Genomic DNA, 23776 nt, shown 5'->3' on the forward strand with positions numbered 1-23776 from the left:
GGACCGATCGCCCCGGTTCTCGAACGCCTGAGCCAGGCGCAATCGCTCTGACGCGCACGTGGCGAACGACGACACGATGCGCTCGTCGCTGCGGCTGAACCCCACGGGGCGCTCGTCCTCGACGACCACCAGCAGCACGTGTTCCTCGGGGTCGAGGCACTCGAGCGGAGCGATGAGCGCGCGAGGCATGTCTCCGAACGGCCGTCGCAGACGCTTCACGCCGACGCCCCGCATCCGTTCGAGCAGCAGCGTCGTGCTGAGCTCGTCGATCATCACGGCGACGTCGTCCCGGTGACGCCACGCCTGCCACCGAACCGAGCCGTCGGGTCGTGCGGCGACGACCTGGGCGCGCGTCGCCTCGAACGCCTCGAGAGCCGCGTGCAGGATCGAGCTGATCACGGCGTGCCCGTCGGCCTCCGCCAGGCTGACCCGTTCGAAGAGCAGCCGCAGCGCGCGCTCCTCCTCCGCCCTCTGCACCTGGGAGTAGTACGCGGCGTGGGCGGGGATCAGCGGGAAGACCAGCAGGGCCATCTGCCACGGCTCGTCGAGGAACCGCACGGCCGCGAGCCCCAGCGAGGTGTTCGCGGCCCACCCAACCATGAGGATGAGCACGTTCTGGCGCAGCACGGCGTGCAGGGGCTGACCGGAGGACCGAGCGATGGCGACACCGACGAGCGTGTTGTTCACCAGGAAGTAGAAGGCCATCCCGATGGCGGCGGCACCGAGGTGCAGCCCGTCCGGGGCGACGAGCCACGCCACCATGGATGCGCCGCCTGCGGCGAGGGCGTGCTGAGCGGCGTTGAAGACCTGCTTCAACGGTTCTCGGCGGCCCCAGCGACCCAGGTACATGCCGCCGCCGCTGGCGAGCATGAGCCACCCGGGCGACAGCACGAACATCCCGACGGCGACGATCGCTTCCGAGAGGCCCCAGCCCCACCTCTGCCGGCCGATCCGTCGCATCACGAGCGGCATCTCGGTGACGGCGGTGGCGAGCAGGAATGCGCCGAACCAGTTGGGAGAGAGCGTGTCGGGCACGAGCGTCACGGCTGCGGTGACCAGCACGACGGCCGCCGTGACCAACGTGAAGACGTAGCCACGCACGGAGGTGGATGGGGGAGGGGCGGCGGCCGCGATCACCGCCAGGCCGCCGTGTTCCAGGTAGAGCTCGCCCAGGACGACCACGACCAGCTCGAGCTGTTCCAGGACGAGGAGTCCCACGACGAGCCGTTCCAGCTCGAGGAGTTCCACGAGGAGCTGTTCCAGCTCGAGGAGTTCCAGGACGAGCTGTTCCAACTCGAGCTCGTCCACGTCTTGGGGTCCCAGGCGTTGCCGAACACGTCGACCTCGCCCTCGACGGCCTCACCGTCGACGTACACGACGCTGGTGCCGCGGGCGGCCTGGAGCGAACCGGATCCGTCACCGCTGAAGGCCGGCTCCAGCGGGGCGAGCTGCCCCCGGTCCACCTTCCGCCACTGGAACCAGCCCGCCCCGTCGCCCCGCCCGTTACCGCTGGGGTAGTGGGCACCGGACACGACGCGAGCCCGGATCGTGTCGACGTCGTCGTCGGGGTGAGCCTGCACGAGCACGGCGGTGGCGCCGGCCACGAGAGCCGCGGCGTGTGACGTGCCCGAGCCGCGGATGTAGCTCGCGTCCTGCAGCGCGTCCGGGTTCTCGGTGGCCACCGTCGAGCTGGGATCGACGGGCGCGACCAGGTGCGTCCCGGTCGCGAGCAGTTCGGGCTTCGCGAGCCCGTCGACGGTCGTGGCGGTGGCGGAGAACGCGGCCGCGCTGCCGGCGTCGTGGTCGAACGCCCCGACCGTCAACGCCGCCGGTGCTGCGCCAGGGTTGGTGACGGCGGCGTCCGTGCCGCCGTTGCCGGCGGTCGCGACCGGCACGATGCCCGCGGCGTGCACGCGCTGGACGGCGTAGGCGAGGGGATCGACCGTCGCGGACTGCTGGCTATCGGTCGCGTAGGCGAGGAGCAGGACGTCGACGCCGTACACCTCGCGGTGGCTGACCGTCCACTGCAGCGCCGCGAGCACCTGGCTGACGTCGGTGGCTCCGTCGGCGCCGGCGACCTTGACCGACAGGATGCTCGCCCCCGGAGCCGCGCCCATCCAGCGGCCCCCGCTCGCGGTGCCATCACCGGCGATCAGGCCGGCCATGACGGTCCCGTGCCCGTACACGTCGTCGCTGGTGCCGTCGCCCGCGAAGTTCTGGCCGTGGATCACCCGCCCGGCCAGGTCGGGGTGATCGGAGACCCCGGTGTCGACCAGCGCCACCGTCGCTCCCGCCCCGGTCAGACCGTGGCGCCAGGCGGCCTTCATCCCCAACTTGTCGCCACCGCTGTAGCGCGGGAGCGCGTCGGCGTCGCTGGCAGCCGTCGGCGTCAGGCTCCGATCGGCGGCGACGAAGACGGTGTCGGGATCGCGATCGAGGCGTTCCGCAGCGAGTCGGTCAGCGGCCACGAGGGCGACGTCGAGGTCGTCGAGGACCGCCGTCACCCGCCCCGCATCGAGGTCCGCGGCCGTGGCACCGGGTGCCAGTCCGACGATCCACGTGGTCGCAGGTGGTGGCGCGGCGAAGAGGCCACCGAGCACCAGCAGCGTCGCGACCGCGACGGCGGTACGGCTTATCCGGGCCATCGTTAACCCCTCTGCCTCCACTACGGGTAACGGCACGGACCGTAACTAGCTGAAAGTGACTAGGCAGATACGCGGCGTTGCGTGCGCGCAGCGCACGTCTCAGTAGGGTGGGGTGTGGCGCCCCCAGGGGTCGCGTCCCGGCTCCGGTGTTCCGCCCCGGTCCGCCACGAGCTGGGCCAGATCGCTCTCCATGCGCGCGATCCGTGCCAACAGTGCGGCCATGCCGCGGGTCAGGAACGCGACGATCATCAGCAGCGCGCCCGCGGCGAAGGTGAGGACCCAGACGATGACCGCGCCGGCGGTGTCCCCGTCGGAGAACGCCAACCCCCCCGCGACGACGCCGGCGAGTCCGACGACGTACGCGAGCGACTGCGCCACCGCGGCGGCGCCGCGCAGGTCCTTGGGTGAGGGGATGCGGTCCACGGGTCGCATGGTCGCACACGCGTCGCCCGGTGCCGGCGCCCGCCACCTGCGACGCCACACGCGGAGGAGTCGGTACCCTGCCGTCTCGAGCGGTTCATGGAGGTGCAGGGTTGGACGACACCTCTCCGATCTCCTCCTGGGATGTCGCGCTGGCACGTCTCGAGGACTACCTGCTCGCCTACCCCTACGACCGGTCGCTACCCGATCTCGACACGATCCTCGTCGAGGCTGACGTGACGCGCGACTTCATCGAGAGCGACGACCGCGCTCTCAAGGTCCTCCACGAGGCCATCGTCGCCAGGCCGCTGTCGTCAGCCGATGCGGTCGCGCGGGTCCGTACCGAGGTCGAGCTGCTGACCCTCGAGGTCCGCGTCCTCACCGAGCGGCTGCGACACCCACGAACGACCGATGAGGAGGCCGCCACGGCCAGCGCGCGCTTGGCTAGGGTGCGACGGAAGCTCAACGAGATCCGCGACCTGCTCTGAGGCACATGCCGACCACGTGGGACCCCGCCACCGCGCTGGTCGTCGTCGACGTCCAGAACGACTTCGCCGATCCCGACGGTCGCCTGTACGTGCCGGGCGGCGACGAGGTCATCCCCGCCATCAACGATGCCGTACGTTCGGCCGACGAGGCGCGCGCGACGATCGTCTACACCCAGGACTGGCACCCCGAGGTCACGCCGCACTTCGAGAAGGACGGCGGCATCTGGCCCGTCCACTGCGTCAAGGGCACCTGGGGTGCAGCCTTGCACCCCGACCTCGTCGTGATCCCCGGACCCGTGATCCGCAAGGGCGTCGAGGGCGAGGACGGCTACAGCGCCTTCACCGTGCGCGATCCGGAGACGGGCGAGGAGGACCCCACCGACCTCGACGGGGTGCTCCGGGAGCGTGGCATCGAGCGGGTGGTCATCGTCGGTCTCGCCCAGGACGTGTGCGTCAGGGCGTCGGCCCTCGACGCGGTCGAGCGCGGTTACGACACGGTCGTCCTGCGGCACGCGACCGCCCCGGTCGAGCGCGAGCCGGGCGACGGCGACCGCGCGAACGACGAGATGGTCGAGGCGGGCGTGACACTCGCGTGAACCTCGGGCTCCACACGGACCTCTACGAGCTCCGGATGGTCGAGTCCTACCTCGCCGCCGGGATGACCGGCGCTGCGACCTTCAGCCTGTTCGTCCGCCCGCACCGGGCGCGACCCTGGCTGCTCGCTGCGGGTCTCGAGCGCGTCCACGAGACCCTCGCGGGGTACCGCTTCGGCGGCCCCGAACTCGACTACCTGCGGGAACAGGGTGTGGGAGACGGGGCGCTCGAGTGGTTCTCGACCTTCGAGACCGAAGGCGAGCTGGTGGCGGTCCCGGAGGGCACGGTGGTCCTGGGCGACGAGCCGTTGCTGGAGTTCACCGCTCCGCTGCCCGTGGCCCAGCTGCTCGAGACCGCGCTGCTCAACGTCGTCCACCTCGACACGCTGCTCGCGACCGAGGCCGCGCGGTGCGTGATCGCCGCCGAAGGACGCAGCGTCGTCGACTTCGGTTTCCGACGCGCGCACGGGTTCGAGGCCGGGATGCGTGCCGCCCGGTGCAGCTACCTGGCCGGAGCTGGCGCGACCTCCAACGTCGAGGCCGGCCGCCGGTTCGGCCTGCCCATCACGGGAACGATGGCCCACGCGTACGTGCAGGCCCACGACGACGAGCGCGAGGCGTTCCGTCGCTTCGCCCGTGACCACCCCCACGGAGTGACGCTGCTCGTGGACACCTACGACACCGAGGCCGGCGTGGCCAACGCGATCGCGGTCGCCCACGAGCTCGCCACCGAGGACATCGCGGTCCAGGCCGTCCGCCTCGACTCCGAACCGCTCGACGAGCTCGCCCGCAGCACCCGCTCCCAGCTGGACAGCGCCGGCCTGCGGAAGGTGCGCGTCTTCGCGTCCGGAGGTCTGGACGAGGAGCGCATCGCGGCGCTCGTCGCCGCCGGCGCCCCGATCGACGGGTTCGGAGTGGGCACGGCCCTGGCCGTGTCACGCGACTATCCGGCGCTCGACATCGTGTACAAGCTGGTGGCCTACGACGGCGTGCCGAGGGCGAAGTACTCGACCGGCAAGGAGCTGCTCCCGGGTCCCAAGCAGGTCAGACGGCCGGACGGCCTGGGTAGCGACGTGCTCGACGTCAGGGCTGGCGATGCGCCGGGCGAGCCCCTGCTGCTCCCGGCGTGGCGGGACGGCGAGGTGCTGCTCGGCACGGCCCTGGGCGAAGCCCGGGAGCGTGCCGCCGACCAGCTGGCACGGCTACCCGACGCGTGGACCCGGCTTCCGGGCCCCGACCCCCCGCCGGTCCCGAGGGTCTCGGACGCGCTACGGCAACTTGCTGCCGAGGTACGCGCGCGCGAGGTGGCGTGATTCAGGCGACGTCGTCGATGCTGGTTCCCGACCAGCGCTCGAACGCCGTCCGCTGGTCCTCGGAGGGATCGTCCACCGCGCCGATGCGACGTCGTGGGGCCGGCTCCCCCAGGGTGACCGGCAGCAGCAGCAGGCGCGGCCCACGGAGGACCGCGAGTTCGACGGTGACCCCTGCGGCGTGCTGACGCAGGACCGCATCGAGTTCGCCGCGCTCGACGCGCTGGCGGTCGATCGCGACCAGTCGGTCTCCACCCGTGACCCCGCCCCGCCACGCGGGTCCATCGCGCAACACGGCGGTGAACCGCACGCCCTCGTCGCTCTCTTCCGTCTGCGCGCCCAGGTGGGGGGCGGGTGGATCGTCGCCGCCGTCGGGGTCCTCGGCCAGCGCGAGGCCGATGACCTCGAGCAGTTCCTCGAGCGGTGGATCGTCGGTGCCGGCGACGTGGTCGTCGAAGAACTCCGACAGGTCGGTGCCGGCGACCTCGGACGCCGCGGTCTCGACGTCGGCCTCGGTGTAGCCCTTCCCGGTCCGTCCGAAGCGGCCCCAGAGCAGACGCAGGACGTCGTCGAGCCCGTCCCCGGTGGGTTCCGCACGACGGACCAGCAGGTCCAGGCACCATGCGAGGTTGGCGCCATGTGCGTAGTAGTTCACGGTCGCGTTGGGTGAGTTCTCGTCGCGCACGTAGTAGCGCGTCCACGCGTCGTGGCTCGCCTGACGGACGGACTGCAGCTTGCGACCCGGCGTCTCGAGGCTCGACCGCCACCGCTCCGCCGCGCGGTCGAGGTGGCGACGCGGTCCCCACGCCCCCGCGCGGAGCGGCAGCAGGTCGTCGTAGTAGGCGGTCCAACCCTCGGCCACCCACAGCGAGGGCGTGTGCGTCGGACGCTCGAGGTCCAGCTCCACGAGCTCGACCGGGACGAGGCGCTTGACGTTCCACAGATGCAGGTACTCGTGAGCCACCAGCTCGAGGAACGAGCGGTAGCGGTCCGCGGTGCTGAAGGTGGTGGCCGGAACCATCAGTACCGACCCGTCGCGATGCTCCAAGCCACCACCACCGCGATCCCACGCGGTGCAGAGGAACGTGTACGCCTCGATCGGCAGGTCGCCCTCGAACAGCTCCACCGCCTTCTCGGCCACCGCCCTGATGTCCTCGGCGATGCGATCGAGATCGGGGCGTCCGCTGTGGCCCGCCCAGACGAACCGGTGCGGGACGCCGGCGACCTCGAAGCTCGTCTCTGGATGCGCCCCTGCCTCGAAGGCACTGTCGACGAGGTGGTCGTAGTCGGTGGCGGTGAAGCGATCGTCGCCGGGCAGCAACGACCAGACGTGCCAGCCATCGGGAGCGTCCACCGTGACCTCGTGCGGCCGGTCGCGAGCGCCATCGACGAAGGGGAAGGTCGCGGCCCCGACGAGGAGGGCGTGATGGTCGTCGACGTGGTTGGAGCGGACCGTCAGCTCGTTGGCGTACAGCTCGAGCGTGAACGTCGCCGCATCGGGAGACACCAGCCAGGCGGTGTGGCCGTCGGACCGGACGCCAACCTCGGTGCCGCGATCATCGGCTGCTCTGACCTGTTGCACGTGGTGCACGTAGTCGCGGACGACGTAGCTGCCGGGGGTCCACACCGGCAGCACGATGCGCTCGGCATCGTCGGGGAGCATCAGGGTCACGCGGACGAGGTGCTGGCGGTGGCCCGACAGATCGATCGCGTAGCGGATGGGATCCACTAGGTGGCCTGCGCGTAACGCCGGTTTCGGCTGATGGAGGCGAGGTCGTTGCTGGCAAGGCGCCGGAGGAGGTCGTACCGGTGCTGTACGGACGACGACGGCAACGCAGCCAGCGGCGACCTCGGCCCGTCAGGCGGAGGCATGTGTTGCGCGCAGGTCACCTAAGTCTCCACAGCGGCTCCGGGCCGGGCGAGGCTAGCTCGTCGGCCCGGTCGGTACCTTCCGTACGACAGGAGCGGGACGTGGCCGGTCGGATCCGACGCGAGGACATCGAGGCCCTGCGCGAACGCGTTGACGCCGCGGACGTGATCGGCGACCACACGAAGCTGACTCGGGCCGGAGCGCGCCTCAAGGGTCTGTGCCCCCTGCACGGCGAGCGGACGCCGTCGTTCACGGTCGACCCGGGGCAGGGGCTGTGGCACTGCTTCGGTTGCCAGGAGGGGGGCGACGTCTTCTCGTTCCTGCAGAAGGTCGAGGGGCTCAGCTTCGTCGAGGCGGTCGAGCAGCTCGCGCGCCGCGTCGGGTTCCAGCTGCGCTACGAGGAGCTGTCGGCGGGGGAGAAGCGTGCGCTCGGCGAGCGCAGCCGTCTCGTGGCGATCAACGCGACCGCCTCCGAGTTCTTCCGCGAGCAGCTGCTCACGGACGCTGGCGCGGCCGCGCGCGACTACCTCAAGGGGCGCGGCTTCGGGCGCGAGGACGCGGACCGGTTCGCGCTCGGGTTCGCACCGCTGGAGTGGGAAGGGCTGTCGCGTCACCTCACGGCACAACGCTTCGACGAGCGCGAGCTGGTGAAGGCCGGTGTCGCGGTGCGCTCGGAGCGTGGCCGGCTCCGGGACCGCTTCCGCGGCCGGTTGATCTTCCCCGTGCTCGACCTGTCCGGTGACGTCATCGGGTTCGGTGGCCGCATCCTGCCCACGCTCGACTACGGCGACCGTGACCCACCCAAGTACCTCAACACCGCCGAGACCCCGATCTACCACAAGAGCAAGGTGCTCTACGGCATGAACTGGGCCCGCGCCGACATCGTGCGCAGCGGCGAGGCGTTGATCTGCGAGGGCTACACCGACGTGATGGCGCTGCAGCAGGCGGGGTTCGGCAACGCGGTGGCGACGTGCGGGACCGCCGTGGGTGCCGAGCACTTCCGGCTCCTGGAAAGGTACGCGGATCGCGTCGTGCTGGCGTTCGACAGCGACGAGGCAGGCGGCAAGGCCGCCGAGCGGGCGTGGGAGATCGCCCGCGACTTCGATCTCGACGTCCGCGTGCTCGTGTTGCCCGCGGGCCAGGACCCCGCCGACCTCGTCCGCGACGCTGGTGTCGACACGATGCGGGAACGCGTCGCTGCCGCGACCCCGGTCATCCCCTTCGTGCTCCGCCGCCACGTCGAGGCGTTCGACCTCGAGCAGCCCGAAGGGCGGGCGGCCGCCGTCCGTGACGTCGCCCCGATCCTGGCGAGCATCCCCGACCCCGTCCTGCGACACGAGTACACCCGCGTCCACGTCGCCGATCGTGTCGGCCTGTCGTTCGACGTCGTCGCGCGGGCGGTCGAGGGCGCAGGTGGCGACGTCGGCGGTGGTGGACGGATCGCGACGCCGGCGACCCGCACCGCCGAGCTCGATCCGCCACGTGATCCGCACGCCAGTGCCCAACTCGAACGCGAGGTGCTGCGTGTCATCCTCCAGCGCCCCGACCTCGTCCCCGATGCGTGGGCCGAGGTCACGGAGGACGATTTCAGCCACCCCCGTGCCAAGAGCGTCTTCCGGGCGGTCGCAGCGGGCGGCGGGCTCGGCGCCGACCTCACCTCCGTGCTCGATGCTGCCGAGGACGACGAGGCGCGCCAGCTGATCCGCGCGGTCGCGCTCGAGGACCCGACGGTGGAACCGGACGCGACGCACGTCGCCGCCCTGGTATCGCGCCTGCTCGTGCGACGCCTCGAGGACGAGATCGCGTGGCAGAAGGCCGAGCTCGAGCGCCTGAACCCGACGACCGATCCCGACGCCTACCGCCGGCGGTTCGAGGAGCTCATCGCCCTGGAGGCGCAGCGCCGCGTGCTCCGCGCGGTCGAGGAGTGAGCGACCTCTCGTGACGCCTACACCCGAGCGGGTGGGGCGTTAGCATCGACCGTCACGGCCCATCGAAGGAGCCTGGGGTGGTGCAGGGCACGCTCGATCCGCCCCCACCACCGCACGCGTCCGACCAGTTCGGTGACGCCTCCCGATCCCACGGGGCGCCGGGTACGGGCCCCCCCGCCGCCGCAGCGCGGGTCGTGGAGTTGCGGGCACGCATGGACGAGGAGCAGTCCGAACTCGACATCCTGCTCGACCGCAGCCGCGAGCGCGGGTTCGTGACGACCGCCGAGCTGGCCGAGCTCGCGGGGCGCGTCGAAGCCACCGCCGAGGATCTCGTGCGTGCCGCGCACCGGGCCGGTGTCGCGATCATCGACGTCGGCGAGGATGCCTCGGGCGACGATCGCGAGCCGGAGAAGGAGGCGGCCACCACCGTCGACGCCGTCCGCCAGTACCTCAACGAGATCGGGCAGGTGGACCTGCTCGAGCAGGAGGAGGAGGTCGATCTCGCCAAGCGCATCGAGGCGGGGCGCATCTCCGGCGAGATCCTCGATTCCCCCGCGCACCTCGGCCCCGAGCTGCGAGCACGGCTACGCCGCATCGAACGCGACGGTGCCACCGCCAAGGCGCACCTGGTCGAGGCCAACCTGCGGCTGGTCGTGTCGATCGCGAAGCGCTACATCGGCCGCGGGATGCAGTTCCCCGACCTGGTCCAGGAGGGCAACCTCGGCCTGATCCGCGCGGTCGAGAAGTTCGACTACACCCGTGGCTACAAGTTCTCGACCTACGCCACGTGGTGGATCCGCCAGATGATCAGTCGCGGTATCGCGGACCAGTCACGGACCATCCGCATCCCGGTCCACCTCGTCGAATCGCTGAACAAGATCGCGCGCGTGGAGCGCCACCTGCTGCAGAAGTACGGGCGCGAACCGACCCTCGACGAGCTCGCGTCGGCGGTCGAGATGGACCCCGACCGGGTCGAGGAGCTGCGGTCGCTCGAGATCGACCCCGCCTCGCTCGACGCTCCGGTCGGCGAGGACGCGGGAGCCTCGCTCGGCGAGCTCGTCGAGGACGACAACGCCGTCGTGCCGATCGACGCGGCCTCCCACCTGCTCCTGCAGACCCACCTCGGGTCGATCCTCGCCGAGCTGAACGATCGTGAGCGGGTCGTCCTCGAGATGCGCTTCGGTGTCCGTGACGGCGAGACCCACACCCTCGAACAGGTGGGGGAGGCCCTCGGCCTGACGCGCGAGCGGATCCGCCAGATCGAGGCGAAGGCGCTGGCGAAGCTGCGTCATCCCTCGTACGCGGACGCGCTGCAGGGCTACCTCGTCGATGACTGAGGCCACCCGCGGCAGCCTCGTGGTCGCGACCCCCGGTCTGGCCGACCCCAACTTCGCCCACTCGGTCGTGCTCCTCCTCGATAACGGCGACGACGGGGCGCTCGGGGTGATCCTGAACCGGCCCACCGAGATCGAGGTGGTCGAGGCGTTGCCGGTCTGGTACCCGATCGCTGCCGAACCTCCCGTGGTGTTCGAGGGCGGTCCGGTGGAGCCGTCGGCGGTCCTCGCGTTGGGACGCAGTGACGTCGACGCCGACCGGGGCACGTGGCGACGCGTCACCGAGGACATCGGCATCGTCGATCTCAGCATCGACCCCAGCACGCTCGACGGCCTCGTGGCCGTGCGGGTCTTCGCCGGCTACTCGGGGTGGGCCCCGGGCCAGCTCGAGGGCGAGATCGAGGCCGGAGGTTGGTTCGTGCTCGAGACCCGCCCCGACGACCCCTTCGTCGCCGATCCCGACGGGCTGTGGCAGGACGTCCTGCGCCGTCAAGGCGGTGTCTACGTGACCGCCTCGGAGGACCCGTCACTCAATTAGGGCCTTGGTCGTTCGGACGGGTGTTCACGGGGTGTCTGCGCCCCTGAACGGGCTGCGCCCGATCCCGTGTCACACCCACGTCGTACCTTGGGAGCATGGATGACAACGGTGTAACTCAGCCTCCCGAGCAGGGCACCCTGCCGCTCGAGACCGCCGCGGACGCCCCGATCGCGTACGAGCTCACCGCGCGGGCCCGTCGCGCGGTCGCACCCGACTCGCTGCCACCCCTCGAGGTCATCCCCGAGCGCGGAGACGCGGGGACCGTGGTGCTCGAGCGCGGCGATACCCGAGCCGCCCGTGCCCGGGCGCTCCGGCGCGCCGGGATGTCGCACGAGCGGATCGCCGACGAGCTCGACGTCGACGAGCTGCTGGTCCGGGCCTGGTGCGGGGACATCGCCTCGGGCCGTCCTGGCCGTCTGTCCGTGGTCGAGCAGCCGACGGCGCCGGCTCGTGTCGAGGCCACGCCACCGAGGCCGGACACGGCGGCCATCCGCACCGCGGCCCGCGCTGACGCCAACGATCGGCTCGATGGGCCGACGGTGTCGTTCGTCGGCGGGCTCGGTCTGACGCTGGCTCGCACCGAGGTGTCCGAGCACGCTGCCCTGATCGCGGTGGCGGACCAGCAGGTCGCGGCGGCCACGGTTCGCTGGTTGCTCGACCACGCTGGCGTCGACCCGCGGCGGCTTCGTGTCGTGCTCAAGATCGCCCCCGAGTTGGCAGCCGACGTCACGGTCCACTCCTGGGCCGCCGCGATGGAGATGGACCCCGAGACCTTGGTGCACACCAGGTGGCGCGGCGCTCCGACCGGCGATGCGGTCGAGGCGCTCATCCGGATCGCCGACCCCTCCGTGGCCGCCAGACTGGCGGGGTGGCGCGAAGCGTTGCTCGACCGACTGGGTGTCGACGCTCGTCCGGACGCCACCGAGACCGCGCCCGGTTCTTAAGGACCGAGCGGCCCGGTGCTTACCCTGGCGCCGTGGATCGACCGGAGCCGGGCTTCGAGCGTGCGGCGCCTTCCGACGAGGTCGGAGGGCCGCCGTTCCTACGCGTCACGATCGGTGACACCGAGGTGCTGCTCGGCCGGCTGCCCGACGGCGCGGCGGTGGCGTTCGATCCGGCGTGCCCGCACCAGGGCCACCAGCTCTCGCGCGGGTTCGTGACCGATGACGGCTGCATCGAGTGTCCCCACCACTTCTACGCGTACGACGCCCGCACGGGGACCAACACCTTCCCCGGTGACGACCAGGATCTCGCACTTCCCGTTCACGAGGTCCAGGAGGCCGAAGGCTGGGTGTGGGTCCGGCTCGCCGCCCCCACCTCGTGACCACCGCTCCAGCCGCTCAGTCGGCGTAGGCTCGCTGCGAGGGCCACCAGTTGTGTCGCCCGATCAGGATCGCCAGCGACGGCACCAGGAACGAACGCACGACGAAGGTGTCGAGCAGGATCCCTACCGTCGTGGCGAAGCCCATCTGCGCTAGCGAGGTCATGGGGGCAGCCATGAGGGCGGCGAACGTCCCAGCCAGGATCAGCCCCGCCGAGGTGATGACCCCTCCCGTCAGCCGCAAGCCCTCGGCGACCGCATGGCGGGTCGTGCGGGTCATCGCCTCCTCCCGGACACGGCTCATCATGTAGATGTTGTAGTCCGCTCCGAGCGCGACCAGCAGCACGTACAGGAACGGCGGGATCCACCACGCGAGCCCCTGATGGCCCAGCAGACCCTGGTAGACGATCGTCGTGAGGCCGAGCGCGGTCCCGAACGACAGCAGCACCGTCGCCACCATGTAGATGGGCGCCACCACCGCCCGCAGGAGCAGCACCAGGACCAGGAACACGCCGACGATGACCGCGACCACGATCAGCAGGAAGTCGCGGTCGACCGCCTCGTCGAGGTCCTCGAAGAAGGCCGAGACGCCAGTCGCCACCACCTCGGCGTCCTCGAGCGGCGACGACTGCAGCGAACGCTGTGCGGTCTCACGGATGTCGGGGACGAGCGCGACCGCCTCCGGCGAGAACGGTGAGGCGTCGAGACCGACGAACACGCGCGTGCGGGTCGCGTCCTCCGTCACGAAGAACTCGAGCTGTTCGCGCACGTCGGGCAGCGCCTGGACCATGCCCGCGGTCAGCACGAACGGTCCGCCCTCGTCTCCGAGCAGCAGCTCGCCGAGGCCGGCTTCCTCGATGCGTGACGCTGCTTGGCCGAGGCCGTCCGCGAGCTGAGCAGCGCCATCTTCGAGACGGCCGAGGCCGGCGAGCAGCTCGTCGATGCCCGCCGCCAGCCGGTTGATGCCCGGTCCGGCCTCGGCCAGACCGGTCTGCAGCTCCTGCAGGCCCTCCACCAACCGTGCCAGGCCGTCGTCGATGCTGCCGACACCGTCCCGCAGCTCGTCGACGCCGCCGATGGCCTCGCCGAGCCCCGCCTCCAGCTCTCCCAGCGCCGCCGGCAAGCCGTCGTACTCCGGATCGACCTGAGCTCCGGTCGTCGGATCGCGCCCCGTGATGTAGCCGAAGGCTTCGCCGACCGCCTCGACCGCTTCGGGGTACGCGGGGTCCGTCCGTCCGACGGTGAAGTCCTCGAAGAGCCGGCTCCAGGCGGAGCGGATCGCCTCCTCGGCGGGGACCGCCACGTCCTGGCGGAGCCGCCCCGCGCCGTCACGGGCATCCGCCAAGCCGGTCCGCAACTCGCCGAGCCCGGCGTCGAGCCGATCGAGGCCGTCGCGGACGCGCGCGGCGCCGTCGATCAGCTGACCGACACCGTCCACGGCGTCCGAGACCCCGGACCGCAGCTCCGGCAGCCGTTCGTCGATCTCGCCGACCCCCATGCGCGCCTGGGCCAGGCCGTCCTCGATGCGCCGCGCCCCGGACGCCGCCTCCTGCAGCCGAGTGGGCAGCTCGGACAGCTTCTCGGCCTCGGGGGTCGTGGTCAGCTCGGGGCGCTCCCCGTCGGTGGGCATCGCCACAGAGCGGACCGACGCCACGCCATCGAGACGCTTGAGGTTGCGGGACAGGTCGCCGAGGGCGCGGAAGCTGCCGGGGTCGAACACCGATGCGTCGTCGTCGATGACGAGGATCAGCGGGGCGATGGTGCCCGGGGGGAAGTGCTCGGCGAGCAACTCGAAGCCCTCGACCGATCCGGCGCCGTCGGGCAGTTCCTCGAGCGTGTCGTTCGACAACCGCATCGACGGCAGTGCGAGCAGCGGCGGGACCAGCAGCAGCAGCGCGAGCGCCAGAATGCGACCCGGGTGCTCCATGACGGTCGTGGCCAAGCGGCCCCAGAAGCCCTCGGCACGCGGTGCACGGTCGTCGCTCACTCTCCCTCGCCGTCGCCAGGGCGGTCAGCCCGCCGTTCCAGCGGGGCATCGAGGCGGAGCGCCGTGCCGCGCTGTTCGATGACCAGCGAGCCCGCGGCGTGCCCTCCCCGGATGCTCGCGTCCGGCCAGAACAGCCAGCGTCCGAACAGCCGCATGAGTGCGGGAGTCAGGGTCAGCGCGGCCGCGAGCGTGATCGCGACGGCTATCGCCATCGCCGGCCCCATGGTCCGGAACATGCCGAACTCCGCGACGGCCTGGGCGCTGAAGCCCGCGATGGTCGTGCCCGCCGACGAGGCGATGACGGCTCCGAGGACGACCATCGTTCCAGTCAGCGTGGCCCGGCGCATCCGCGGCGAAGCCACGTACCCGTGGCGCTCGCCGAGGTCGAGTTCCTCGTGGTAGCGGGATATCAGGAACAGGCAGTAGTCGGTTCCGGCCCCGAAGACGATCACGATGCTGAAGGTCTCGTAGAGCGACGAGACGTCCATGCCCAGCTGTGCCAGCAGCGACACCGTGCCGAGTGCGACGAGGAACGCGATCCCGATCGTGATCAACGGCACGATCGGGGCCACCGGGGAGCGGTAGACCCACAAGAGGATCGTGGCGACCAGGACCAGCGTCAGAAGGTGGGTGCGGTTGACCGACTCGTCGATCGCGGCCGATTCGTCGGATGCGACACCCGCCGACCCGGTGAGGTGGACCTGCAGTCCCGACGGGGTGTTGGCCTCGTCGAGGAAGGATCGCGCCTCGGCGACCGCCTCGTTGGCCGGTGGGGTGAACGGCGGGAGTTCGAGGCCGACGACGATGAAAGCCGCCTGACCGTCCGAGGACACGAGCACCTCCTCGAGAGCCGGATCGTCGAGGTGCGTGCTCACCGCGCCGAAGGCGCGCGGGGCCTCCGAGTCGAACCAGGCCGCCACGTCGCTCAGGAAGCGCTGATCGTCGTCGGTCAGCGGTCCGTCGTCCCGTGCGAACACGATGATGGCGCTGCGTGTGAAGTCGTCCTCCGGCCATCCCTCGGCCAGCAGTTCGCCGCCACGGATCGCCGGTGCATCGTCGCCGAGGAACGCGGTCTCGTCGAACGTGGCCACCTCGGCGAACGGGGGCGCGGCCACCTGCAGGGCGAGGGTGGCGCCGCCCCAGGCGAGCAGGACGAGCCACCACCAGCGCACGCTGAAGCGAGCGAGCCCAGCCATCGAGGTGTGCTCCGGGGGGTCAGGACGGTTCGCGCGAGCGTAGGGCCTAGCCTGTCGCGGCGAACTCCCAGGGAGACCGTCCGTCCAGGTCGTTGCCGTCAGCGGTCCCGATGCTGGGCACGCCCTACCCATCATCGCGGTCGCCGTCGCGCTCCGACGGCGGGGACACGACGTCACCGTCGCCACCGGGCCCCGATGGCGCTCCGGCGCCCAGGCCGAGGGCCTGGACTGGCTCGAGCTGCCGCACCTTGCCGCGCGCTCCGACGATGACGACTTCGGGTTCCGCATCTGGGGTCGAGCCGCCGAGATGGCCCCACCGCTCGCCGAGGTGGCGGCGGCGCTCGGGCCGGACGTGTTCGTCGTGGACACGCTGACGATGGCAGGCGCCTTCGCAGCCGACCTGCTCGGGGTCCCGTGGGTCGAGCTCTCCCCGCAGTACCTGTACGACCCCGCACCGTCGGTGCCGCCGGTGGGCCTCGGGGCGCGTCCGCCCCGAACCCCCCTGGGACGGCTCGACCAGGCTCGGCTCCGGCGCCGCCAGGAGGAGTCGTTGGCGGAGGGTCGCGCGCTGCGTGACCGGATGCGGGGACGGATCGGTCTGCCGCCCGGAGGCGAGCCCGTGCGTCGGCTCCTGGCGACCCTGCCGGGGCTGGAGTACCCGCGCGATCCCTGGCCCGAAGAGACCTTCGTCGTCGGACCGCTCGTGTGGGAGCCTTCGGACTGGCCGCGCCTGGATCCGCCCCGGGGGGAGGGTCCGGTGGTAGCGGTCACCGACTCGACCGCGTCGACGGTCGATCAGAGCCTGGTCGCCCACACGTTGGACGGGCTCGCATCGAGCGATCTGCGGGTCGTGGCGACCACACCGCAGGACATCACGGGCAACGTCCCGGACCGTCTCGTGATCGGCCGCGGCTCGCACGCAGCTCTCGTGCAGCAGGCATCGGTGTTCGTCTGCCCCGGAGGGCACGGGACCATCGTGAAGGCCCTCGCGGCTGGTTGCCCGGTCGTGGTCGCCCCTATCCAGGGTGACCAACGCGAGACGGCCCGTCGGGTGAACCTCGCCGGAGCCGGCGTCACCGTGCGGTGGGGCCCGCTGTTCGCGGTACGCCTCGCGTCCGCCGTGCGGCGCGTTCTACGCGACGATCGTCACCGACGCGCCGCCGCGCGACTCGCTCGTGGGGCGGCCGGTTTGGGGCCCGACCGCGCGGCCCGACTGATCGAAGCCGTCATGGCCGCGCGCGACCCGGCGGGACTCAGTGGTCGCGACCGCTGACCGTAGTGCCGTGAGGGACCACTTTTAGAGGCGTGCGAGCAGCGCCTTCGTGAACGCGGGGACGTCGTCGGGCTTGCGCGACGAGATCAGGTTGCCGTCCTCGACGACCTCCTGGTCGACCCACTCGGCGCCGGCGAGCGTCAGCTCCTTGCGCACGGACGGCCACGAGGTGATCGTGCGGCCGTCGACCACCTCCGCCTCGACGAGGAGCTGTCCCGCGTGGCAGATGGCGGCGACCGGCTTGTCGGCCTCGAAGAAGCCACGCACGAACTTGACGATGTCGTCGTTCAGCCGCAGCTTGTCCGGTGAGTACCCGCCGGGCACCACCAGTGCGTCGAAGTCATCGACGTGGACCTGGCCGGGGGTCTTCTCGACGGTTACGGTCACATCGCCCCTCTTGCCGGTCAACTGCTTACCGGCTTCGGTGCCGACGATGACAGCGTCGTGACCTGCCTCGCGCACCCCGTCGTAGGGGCCCTCGAACTCCACATCCTCGAAATCGGTCTCGAGCACGAACGCGACCTTCGCCACGGCTGCCTCCTCGTTCGGGTTCTGCGGCGATCCGTACCCACCCTACGGGGCGGGAGCGCACGCGCTGAGGCTGGTCCCGTCCGAACGTGGCCGGTCAGCCGGCCAGCGTCGCGCGTTCCAGCCCGGCGCCGAAGGCGGTGGCGGTCTCGTCATCGAACCCGACGAGGACGACCTCGGCGAGGCCCAGATCGGGCGCCAATCGCACGACCTCGTGGGCGATGACGGCTGTCGCCTCGTCCAGCGGGTACCCGTAGATGCCGGCCGAGATCGCCGGGAGGGCGACCCGCTGCGCGCCCGTCCTCGCAGCCGCTCGTAGCGCGGCGCCGACCGCGCGACGCAGGAGCGGCTCGTTCTGGTCGGAGCCCTCCTCGTACACCGGCCCGGCGACGTGCACCAGCTGCTGGGCAGGTAGCGTCCCGGCGGTCGTCACGGCGGCATCGTCAGGTCCCAGCGGGCCGTGCTCGTCGACCCAGGCGTCGGATGCTCGTTGGACCTGCGGACCGCCGGCCGCGGAGAGGGCACCCGCGAGCCCGCCTCCGTGCTGCAGGTGGCGGTTGGCGGCGTTGACGACCACATCGGCGTCGAAGGCGGTCAGATCCGCCTCGACGACCCGCACGACGGTCCCGCGGATCTCGGACTGCGCGTGCTGTTCCACGTCACCTCCGATCACGGCTGCAGGCTACGAGAACGGGGTCGGGGCGGTGGGGCCCTACAGTGGCCCCATGTTCGCTGCCACCGCCACCAGCCTGTCCGCCGACGATCCACTGTCGGGGTTGACCCTCGGCGAGCACCCTGATCCCGATCCACCGTCCGGGTGGGAGGTCGTCGAGGTGCGAGCGGCCTCGTTGAACCACCACGACCTATGGACGTTGCGGGGCGTGGGGATGAGCGCCGACCGGTTGCCCATCGTCCTCGGATGCGATGCCGCAGGGGTCACGGCCGACGGTCGCGAGGTGATCGTGCACGCCGTTGTCGCCACGCCCGATGGAGACGAGACGCTGGCGGAGGACTTCTCGATCCTGTCCGAGCAGCACGACGGGACCTTCGCGGAGCGCGTCGCGGTGCCGCGTCGCAACCTCGTCGACAAGCCCGCCGGGCTGTCGTTCGAGGAAGCCGCGTGCCTGCCCACCGCCTACCTCACGGCCTACCGGGCTCTGTTCACGCGGGCGGGCCTGGCACCGGGACAGACCCTGCTGATCCAGGGCGCCGGCGGCGGCGTCGCATCCGCGGCGATCCTGCTGGCCAGGGCGTCCGGGTCACGGGTGTGGGTGACGAGCCGGAGCCAGGACAAGCGCGACCGTGCCGTGGAGCTCGGAGCCGACGCGGCGTTCGAGTCGGGTGCCCGCCTGCCAGAGCGCGTGGACGTGATCCTGGAATCGGTCGGGCAGGCGACCTGGGATCACTCGCTGAAGGCGCTGCGCCCCGGCGGCGTGATCGTCGTCGTGGGCGCCACCAGCGGCGCCGACCCGTCGGCGCAGCTGCGACGGCTGTTCTACCGCCAGCTCAACGTCGTCGGCTCGTCGATGGGGACCCGCGATGAGCTGGCGATGCTCGTCCGCCTGATGGACGTGACCGGGACGCGTCCCCTCGTCGACGACGTCTTCGTGCTCTCCGACGCACGGGAGGCGTTCGCGCGTCTCAAGGAGGGCGAGGTGTTCGGCAAGCTCGTCCTGACCCCCTAGCTCAGCTCGCCGCCTGGCGCGCCTGCGTCAGTAGAGCCTGCCAGCTGGTCTCGTCGGGGCGCTCCTCGACCGCGTGCGCCAGCAGCTCGACGGCGCGATCGGGATCACCGTGCTCGAGGTGGAAGCGACCCACCTCGGCCACGATCTCCGGCGTGGAGGGATCGAGCTGCAGCACCCGCTCGTAGGTTGCGCTCGCATCCTCGATCCGCCCCGCCGCCACGAGCAGCCGGGCACGGTTGACCACGTTGGCGAGATCGCGCGGCTCGCGAGCGGTCGCCTCGTCGATCGCGATCCGCGCGTCGTCGGTCCGTCCCGCCTCCGCCAGAACCGACGCGCGGAACGCGGAGTACTGACCCTCCCACGTGGCGACCGATGCGGCGTCGGCGTACGCGTCGACCGCGGCATCGACGTCACCGCGTGCCGCCAGGTCGCGAGCACGACCCGCCGCGAGATCGGCTCGCAACGGCCACGTGGCGAGGGCCAGCGCCATCAGCCCGACCACGCCGATGGCGGTCACGAGCACCGGGTTGGCCCGTCGTAGCGGTACCGGGCGCGCCTTGCTCGGCTTCTTGCCCTTGGGGATGTGCAGGGGTGGAGCCCCCGGCAGCGCGACGAGCTCGGTGTCGGGGCGTGATCCGCGAGCGACCAGCACACCGCCCAGCACCCACTGCAGCACCGCGACCGGCGGCACATCGATCGAGACCAGCGACTGCAGCTGGTACGCGAGCCAGGCGCCGGCGATCGCCGCGACAAGCAGGTGATCGCTCGCATCCGTCCGTCGTAGGCCCCGCCACGCGGCGAGGGCGACGCCCACCACGATCGCGAGGTACGCCGCCCCGAGCGGGACACCGCCGCCTGTGAACATCGCCAGGGGCACGTCGTGGGGGTCGTCGACGGTCCGCCGCAGGCCCGACTCGGTGGCCAGCTCCTGCGAGCGGTACGCGTGGAAGTGGTCTCCGTACGCGTCGAGGCCGACCCCGAGCAACGGCTGGTCCGCGATCATGTCGAGGCCCGCCGCCCACTTGCCCGTCCTGGTCTCGAGGCTGCGGTCGAGGTTGGCCTGGATCTGGCTGAACGGTCCCGCTCCCGTCACCGCCAGGGTCGCCACGGCCACCGCGAGGATCGCGCCGAGCACCGCCACCGGCCCGCGCCAGCGTCGGACCGCCTCGCCGGGATGCGTCCACGCCCACGCCGCCAACACCACGGCCGTGCCCGACGGGGCGACGATCGCGCCCTGGAGCGATCCGGTGGCCAGACCCGCCACGTACGCGAGCGCCGCCGCGGCCGCTCCCGCCCAGCGGGACCACGCCGCGGCACCAGGTCGCAGGACCAGCCAGACCGCCAGCGGGACGGTGATCCCGAGCCAGGCGGCCAGGAAGTCGGCGTTGCCGAAACTCGAGACGACCTGGGGACCACCCTCGACGGCCTGCCAGTCGAAAGGCCCGACGTCTGCAGCCTGAGCGAGGGCGTACACGGCGACCGGGACCGATGCGAGGACCAGGGCGACCGCGAGGTGGTTGGCCGGTTGGCGCAGGTGCAACCTCACCGCGAAGACCATCAGGATCACGTAGGCGAGGTAGGCCGCCGCCCCGGTGTGGCGGCCGGGGTCGCCGACGAACGAGCGCATCGGCGTCTGCGATGTCACGGTCGCCAGCAGCAGGAGCACGGTGAACGCACCCAGCGCCCACCACAACCGGGTGCGGGGGACCGTCAGTCGCCGCGTGCGGTTCACGCGGACCGCGCCTATCGCCAGGAGCACGATCACCCCGACGACGATCCAGGTCACCTTCACGGTGTTGAAGACGTCGTAGGTCGCGCGCCAGAACACCACCGCCGCCCCCGCGACGGTGAGGCTGAGGATGGTCCGCTGCAGCCGCAGCGTCCGCTCGATCAGGGCCATGCGCCCGAGCGTAACCAGCGCCGCTCACCGCTCCCCGCCTACGCCAGCGGTGACGCGCGACCGGTGGTGAGCCGGGCGGGGCGTCGGTAGACTCCGCAGGCTCCCGTTCGGGAGCGCCTATTCCGGGGTAGCTCAACTGGCAGAGCAGTCGGCTGTTAACCGAAAGGTTTGTGGGTTCGAGTCCCACCCCCGGAGCGGCCTCAGTCGACCTCATCGCTCGTCGTAACGAACAGCGCGCGCATCAGACCCATGATCTGACGGTGAGTGCGCGAGCAGGCGTAACGAACGGTGGCGCAACCGCGTGGATGCTTCGTCGAGCGGATGCCACCGGTCGCGGCCGCCCGGTACGGCTTGCTGAACCGCTCCGGCGGGACACCGGTCACCTCGGACCAGAACGCGATCGCCGTGACCAGATCGAGTCCCTCGTGCAGGTACAGAGCGACACGTAGACGCTCCTCATCGATCTCGAAGAAGGTCCGGAGCCAGCGGCAGAAGAACCCCAGCAACCTCGGGTCCGTGTTGGCGAGCGCGACGCGGCCGTCGCCCTTCGTTCCTTCGCCGGCGTACAGCGCGAGGCCGGCGATGAGGAACTCCTGCTGCGACAGATCGCCGATCCGTTCCACGCCCGCCTGGTTCGCGGCTTCGATCTCGGCCTGCTTGCGACGTTGGAGCGCGTTGGGTCCACGTTTCTGCGCCCCGCGTCGGGGGCTCGGGGTGAACTCGACGTCGCGGACCCAGACGGAGACCGAACTCTTGGACACGCCGAGTTCGTCGGCGATCTCCTGCAGCTTCCACGCCTCGGCGCGTAGCTCGCGTGCTCGTTGTTGTTGCGTGACCTTGCCTCGGTAGCCCATGGTGATGTCCTCCACGCGGTCCGCCCCGCGACCGATCGACCGCGGGGTGACCGCCCCCGTCGGGGCGAGGATGCCCGCGAGGTGTGACAGCCCGAGGCGGCGCGGCGGTGGTCGCTAGGCTCCCGTGGAACCGCCGACAGGAGCCGTCGTGCCCCACCGTGACCTCGTGATCATCCCCGACGACCAGCCCGGCGTGCTCGCGCGCATCGGACGAGCGCTCGGCGACGCTGGCGTCAACATCGAGGGCGTGAGTGCCTTCACCGGGCAGGGCAAGGGCATCGTGCACCTGCTCGTGGACGAGCCACACAAGGCGAACCAGGCGCTGGCCGAGGCGGGCTTCGACGTCAAGGCGATGCGCCGCGTGCTCGTGTCGGACGTCGCGGACCGGCCCGGGGCGCTGGCCGAGCTGAGCCAGAAGCTCGCCGACGCCGAGGTCAACATCGAGCAGGCGTACATCGCGACGCCCGGGGGTGGGGCGACGCCCACACGCATCGTGCTGGTCGTCGATGACGTCGACAGGGGCAAGGCGGCGCTGGGGATGGAGCCGGACGACCTCTCCGAGGAGGAGTGAGGCTCAGCGCGGCACGACCGTCTGCTTGAACTCGTTGAGGTCGCTCCAGCCGTCCACGAGGTCGAGGACGCGGTCGACCGTACGGATCGCGAGTTCCGCGTCACCGTCGGGGCGGCGCATGAGCCGCACGAAGACCGCACGCTGCTGACCGATGAACGTGGGCACGCCGAACACGGCGTGATCGGTCACGGCTGCCTCGTGCTCCTTCCGGAGCGTGTCGAGCGGCTCGCCGTCGTCGACGATCGCCAGGATCGCGTCCACGTCGAGGTCGCCAGCCCGTTCCAGCGCCCCGCGGACCACCGCGCGGTCGCGGATGTCCTCGCCCCGGTCGTGACGGGCACGGAACAGCTCGATGTGGGTGTCCAGGAAGCGGTCGGGGGAGTGGTCACGCACGGCGAGGCCGGCTTGCAGCGCGAGGATGCCGGCTTCGGCCGACGGGTCGTCGAGCCCCCAGACGTCGGTCTCGTCGTCGGCGCGGTTGTTCTGCGTCAACGAGAAGGGGACGAAGTCCACCTCCAGGTTGGCGCCGCCACGCAACGCCAGGACGACGTGCTCGGCGACGTTACGTGCGAACGGGCACAGGTAGTCGAAGGTCAGTCCGAACGTCCGGCTCACGGCGCGGTCCTCGTCTCGGGTCCGGGTACCAGCTAACACCGTCGCTCGGTTGTCGCTTCCTCCCGTTCGGGCAGCCGGGGTCAGCCGACGCTCGCGAGTCCCACCTGCAGGGCACGCAGGGTCAACGCGAACGCGAACAGCGCGCCCCACGCGATCCCCACGTAGCCCGGCTTGCCGGCCTCCTCGCGGCGCAGCTTGGCGATGCGGCCGCCGACGATGGCGATCAGCGGGAACAGCGACCCGTAGAAGTAGTGCAGGACCGGCACGCTCACGCCGGTGATGCGACGACCGAGGAGCAGCAGCACGATCCCAACGACGATCTGCACGACCAGGAGGTTCTCGGTCCAGTGCAGCACCGCGCGGAACGGGACGGGTTCCTCCGAGCGTCCGGCGATGCGCAGGGCGAGACCCCACAGCATCAGGAGCGCGAACGCTCCGACGATCGCCCACCCGAGGATCAGGTGGAGCGTGTTCACGATGATGCCGCCGGGGACTCCACCGCTGGTGGTGGCGGAGGCCGGCTGAGTCGGTCGGCGACCCGGTACGTGGCGAGGCCGGTGAGGATCGGTAGCAACACGGCGGTGGTGCGCAGCACGTTCGTGAGCGCGTTGAGCGACACACCCCAGTCCGCCGCGAGCACGTCGTTGCTACCGGCGACGAAGATGACGAGCGCGAACGTGAGACCGGCCGCTCCGACCGCCGCCCGTTGCGGCACATCGC

The 23776-nt window shown here is 71.3% G+C and carries 21 protein-coding genes and 1 tRNA gene; 12 read left to right on the forward strand and 10 right to left on the reverse strand.

What is annotated here, in order from left to right; all coding sequences use genetic code 11:
* Positions 1–1133 precede the first annotated feature (1133 nt).
* Together KY469_17305 and KY469_17310 are read right to left on the reverse strand one after the other, a co-directional pair.
* Complete coding sequence (locus KY469_17305; protein ID MBW3664860.1) at positions 1134–2645, reverse strand: S8 family serine peptidase; 1512 nt, start codon at positions 2643–2645, stop codon at positions 1134–1136.
* Positions 2646–2744: 99 nt separating this feature from the next.
* Complete coding sequence (locus KY469_17310; GenBank protein ID MBW3664861.1) at positions 2745–3077, reverse strand: hypothetical protein; 333 nt, start codon at positions 3075–3077, stop codon at positions 2745–2747.
* A gap of 101 nt (positions 3078–3178) precedes the next feature.
* On the opposite strand from KY469_17310, the gene KY469_17315 reads away from it, so the two are divergent.
* Genes KY469_17315 through KY469_17325 form a run of 3 tightly spaced genes read left to right on the forward strand, consistent with a single transcriptional unit; the run spans position 3179 to position 5459 of the window.
* Entirely contained in the window at positions 3179–3553 is a 375-nt protein-coding gene (locus tag KY469_17315) for a hypothetical protein (GenBank protein ID MBW3664862.1), read from the forward strand.
* Positions 3554–3558: 5 nt separating this feature from the next.
* Positions 3559–4149 carry an isochorismatase family protein gene (locus KY469_17320; GenBank protein MBW3664863.1) on the forward strand — a complete coding sequence of 197 codons (591 nt, stop codon included), beginning with the start codon at positions 3559–3561 and terminating at the stop codon, positions 4147–4149.
* Positions 4150–4184: 35 nt separating this feature from the next.
* Positions 4185–5459 carry a nicotinate phosphoribosyltransferase gene (locus tag KY469_17325; protein MBW3664864.1) on the forward strand — a complete coding sequence of 425 codons (1275 nt, stop codon included), beginning with the start codon at positions 4185–4187 and terminating at the stop codon, positions 5457–5459.
* Between the two features lies 1 nt (position 5460).
* Here KY469_17325 and KY469_17330 read toward each other — a convergent pair whose 3' ends face one another.
* Positions 5461–7185: a PDZ domain-containing protein gene (locus tag KY469_17330; GenBank protein MBW3664865.1), complete on the reverse strand. Its 1725-nt coding sequence runs from the start codon at positions 7183–7185 to the stop codon at positions 5461–5463.
* Positions 7186–7427: 242 nt separating this feature from the next.
* Between KY469_17330 and dnaG the strand changes: the two genes are divergently transcribed.
* From dnaG to KY469_17355, 5 genes are all read left to right on the forward strand, one after another.
* Positions 7428–9254, forward strand: a complete 1827-nt coding sequence (dnaG, locus tag KY469_17335) for a DNA primase (protein ID MBW3664866.1) — start codon at positions 7428–7430, stop codon at positions 9252–9254.
* Positions 9255–9466: 212 nt separating this feature from the next.
* A complete protein-coding gene (locus KY469_17340) occupies positions 9467–10591 on the forward strand; it encodes an RNA polymerase sigma factor (protein MBW3664867.1) in 1125 nt (374 codons plus the stop codon).
* Positions 10584–11126: a YqgE/AlgH family protein gene (locus tag KY469_17345; protein MBW3664868.1), complete on the forward strand. Its 543-nt coding sequence runs from the start codon at positions 10584–10586 to the stop codon at positions 11124–11126. The genes KY469_17340 and KY469_17345 overlap by 8 nt, the downstream gene beginning before the upstream one ends.
* A gap of 95 nt (positions 11127–11221) precedes the next feature.
* The gene (locus KY469_17350; GenBank protein MBW3664869.1) at positions 11222–12070 is read left to right on the forward strand and encodes a hypothetical protein; all 849 of its coding nucleotides are present in this window, start codon (positions 11222–11224) and stop codon (positions 12068–12070) included.
* Between the two features lie 32 nt (positions 12071–12102).
* The gene (locus tag KY469_17355; protein MBW3664870.1) at positions 12103–12450 is read left to right on the forward strand and encodes a Rieske 2Fe-2S domain-containing protein; all 348 of its coding nucleotides are present in this window, start codon (positions 12103–12105) and stop codon (positions 12448–12450) included.
* A gap of 16 nt (positions 12451–12466) precedes the next feature.
* Here the strand turns inward: KY469_17355 and KY469_17360 are convergent, their stop codons facing one another.
* Positions 12467–14434 carry an MMPL family transporter gene (locus KY469_17360; GenBank protein MBW3664871.1) on the reverse strand — a complete coding sequence of 656 codons (1968 nt, stop codon included), beginning with the start codon at positions 14432–14434 and terminating at the stop codon, positions 12467–12469.
* Positions 14431–15630 (reverse strand): MMPL family transporter, encoded by a 1200-nt coding sequence (locus KY469_17365; GenBank protein ID MBW3664872.1) that lies wholly within the window; start codon positions 15628–15630, stop codon positions 14431–14433. Before KY469_17365 ends, KY469_17360 begins: the two co-directional genes overlap by 4 nt.
* A 307-nt stretch (positions 15631–15937) precedes the next feature.
* Here KY469_17365 and KY469_17370 point away from each other — a divergent pair, with 307 nt between their 5' ends.
* Complete coding sequence (locus tag KY469_17370) at positions 15938–16903, forward strand: glycosyl transferase (GenBank protein MBW3664873.1); 966 nt, start codon at positions 15938–15940, stop codon at positions 16901–16903.
* Between the two features lie 24 nt (positions 16904–16927).
* On the opposite strand, the gene KY469_17375 is transcribed toward KY469_17370, so the two are convergent.
* Both KY469_17375 and KY469_17380 read right to left on the reverse strand, forming a co-directional pair.
* Positions 16928–17434 carry a type 1 glutamine amidotransferase gene (locus tag KY469_17375; GenBank protein MBW3664874.1) on the reverse strand — a complete coding sequence of 169 codons (507 nt, stop codon included), beginning with the start codon at positions 17432–17434 and terminating at the stop codon, positions 16928–16930.
* 94 nt (positions 17435–17528) lie between these two features.
* On the reverse strand, positions 17529–18089 hold the full coding sequence (locus KY469_17380) for a macro domain-containing protein (GenBank protein ID MBW3664875.1): 561 nt from the start codon (positions 18087–18089) through the stop codon (positions 17529–17531).
* 67 nt (positions 18090–18156) lie between these two features.
* Here KY469_17380 and KY469_17385 point away from each other — a divergent pair, with 67 nt between their 5' ends.
* A complete protein-coding gene (locus tag KY469_17385; protein ID MBW3664876.1) occupies positions 18157–19116 on the forward strand; it encodes a zinc-binding dehydrogenase in 960 nt (319 codons plus the stop codon).
* A gap of 1 nt (position 19117) precedes the next feature.
* Here the strand turns inward: KY469_17385 and KY469_17390 are convergent, their stop codons facing one another.
* On the reverse strand, positions 19118–21016 hold the full coding sequence (locus tag KY469_17390) for a tetratricopeptide repeat protein (GenBank protein MBW3664877.1): 1899 nt from the start codon (positions 21014–21016) through the stop codon (positions 19118–19120).
* A 121-nt stretch (positions 21017–21137) separates the two neighbouring features.
* On the opposite strand from KY469_17390, the gene KY469_17395 reads away from it, so the two are divergent.
* Positions 21138–21211, forward strand: a tRNA-Asn gene (locus tag KY469_17395).
* 5 nt (positions 21212–21216) lie between these two features.
* Here the strand turns inward: KY469_17395 and KY469_17400 are convergent.
* Positions 21217–21885, reverse strand: coding sequence for a hypothetical protein (locus KY469_17400; protein ID MBW3664878.1), 669 nt, complete (start codon positions 21883–21885; stop codon positions 21217–21219).
* A gap of 133 nt (positions 21886–22018) precedes the next feature.
* On the opposite strand from KY469_17400, the gene KY469_17405 reads away from it, so the two are divergent.
* Positions 22019–22441 carry an ACT domain-containing protein gene (locus KY469_17405; GenBank protein ID MBW3664879.1) on the forward strand — a complete coding sequence of 141 codons (423 nt, stop codon included), beginning with the start codon at positions 22019–22021 and terminating at the stop codon, positions 22439–22441.
* Positions 22442–22444: 3 nt separating this feature from the next.
* On the opposite strand, the gene KY469_17410 is transcribed toward KY469_17405, so the two are convergent.
* Positions 22445–23773, reverse strand: coding sequence for a DsbA family protein (locus KY469_17410; protein MBW3664880.1), 1329 nt, complete (start codon positions 23771–23773; stop codon positions 22445–22447).
* Positions 23774–23776 lie beyond the last annotated feature (3 nt).

It is taken from the genome of Actinomycetota bacterium (assembly GCA_019347575.1).
Classification (GTDB): Bacteria; Actinomycetota; Nitriliruptoria; order Nitriliruptorales; family Nitriliruptoraceae; genus JAHWKY01.

Coding starts and splice junctions, on each gene's coding strand:
- KY469_17310 (MBW3664861.1), bottom strand. CDS start 3,077: ATGCGACCCGTGGACCGCATCCCCTCACCCAAGGACCTGCGCGGCGCC.
- KY469_17320 (MBW3664863.1), top strand. CDS start 3,559: ATGCCGACCACGTGGGACCCCGCCACCGCGCTGGTCGTCGTCGACGTC.
- KY469_17370 (MBW3664873.1), top strand. CDS start 15,938: ATGGCCCCACCGCTCGCCGAGGTGGCGGCGGCGCTCGGGCCGGACGTG.
- KY469_17410 (MBW3664880.1), bottom strand. CDS start 23,773: ATGTGCCGCAACGGGCGGCGGTCGGAGCGGCCGGTCTCACGTTCGCGC.
- KY469_17385 (MBW3664876.1), top strand. CDS start 18,157: ATGTTCGCTGCCACCGCCACCAGCCTGTCCGCCGACGATCCACTGTCG.
- KY469_17345 (MBW3664868.1), top strand. CDS start 10,584: ATGACTGAGGCCACCCGCGGCAGCCTCGTGGTCGCGACCCCCGGTCTG.
- KY469_17340 (MBW3664867.1), top strand. CDS start 9,467: ATGGACGAGGAGCAGTCCGAACTCGACATCCTGCTCGACCGCAGCCGC.
- KY469_17350 (MBW3664869.1), top strand. CDS start 11,222: ATGGATGACAACGGTGTAACTCAGCCTCCCGAGCAGGGCACCCTGCCG.
- KY469_17390 (MBW3664877.1), bottom strand. CDS start 21,016: ATGGCCCTGATCGAGCGGACGCTGCGGCTGCAGCGGACCATCCTCAGC.
- KY469_17365 (MBW3664872.1), bottom strand. CDS start 15,630: ATGGCTGGGCTCGCTCGCTTCAGCGTGCGCTGGTGGTGGCTCGTCCTG.
- KY469_17305 (MBW3664860.1), bottom strand. CDS start 2,645: ATGGCCCGGATAAGCCGTACCGCCGTCGCGGTCGCGACGCTGCTGGTG.
- KY469_17325 (MBW3664864.1), top strand. CDS start 4,185: ATGGTCGAGTCCTACCTCGCCGCCGGGATGACCGGCGCTGCGACCTTC.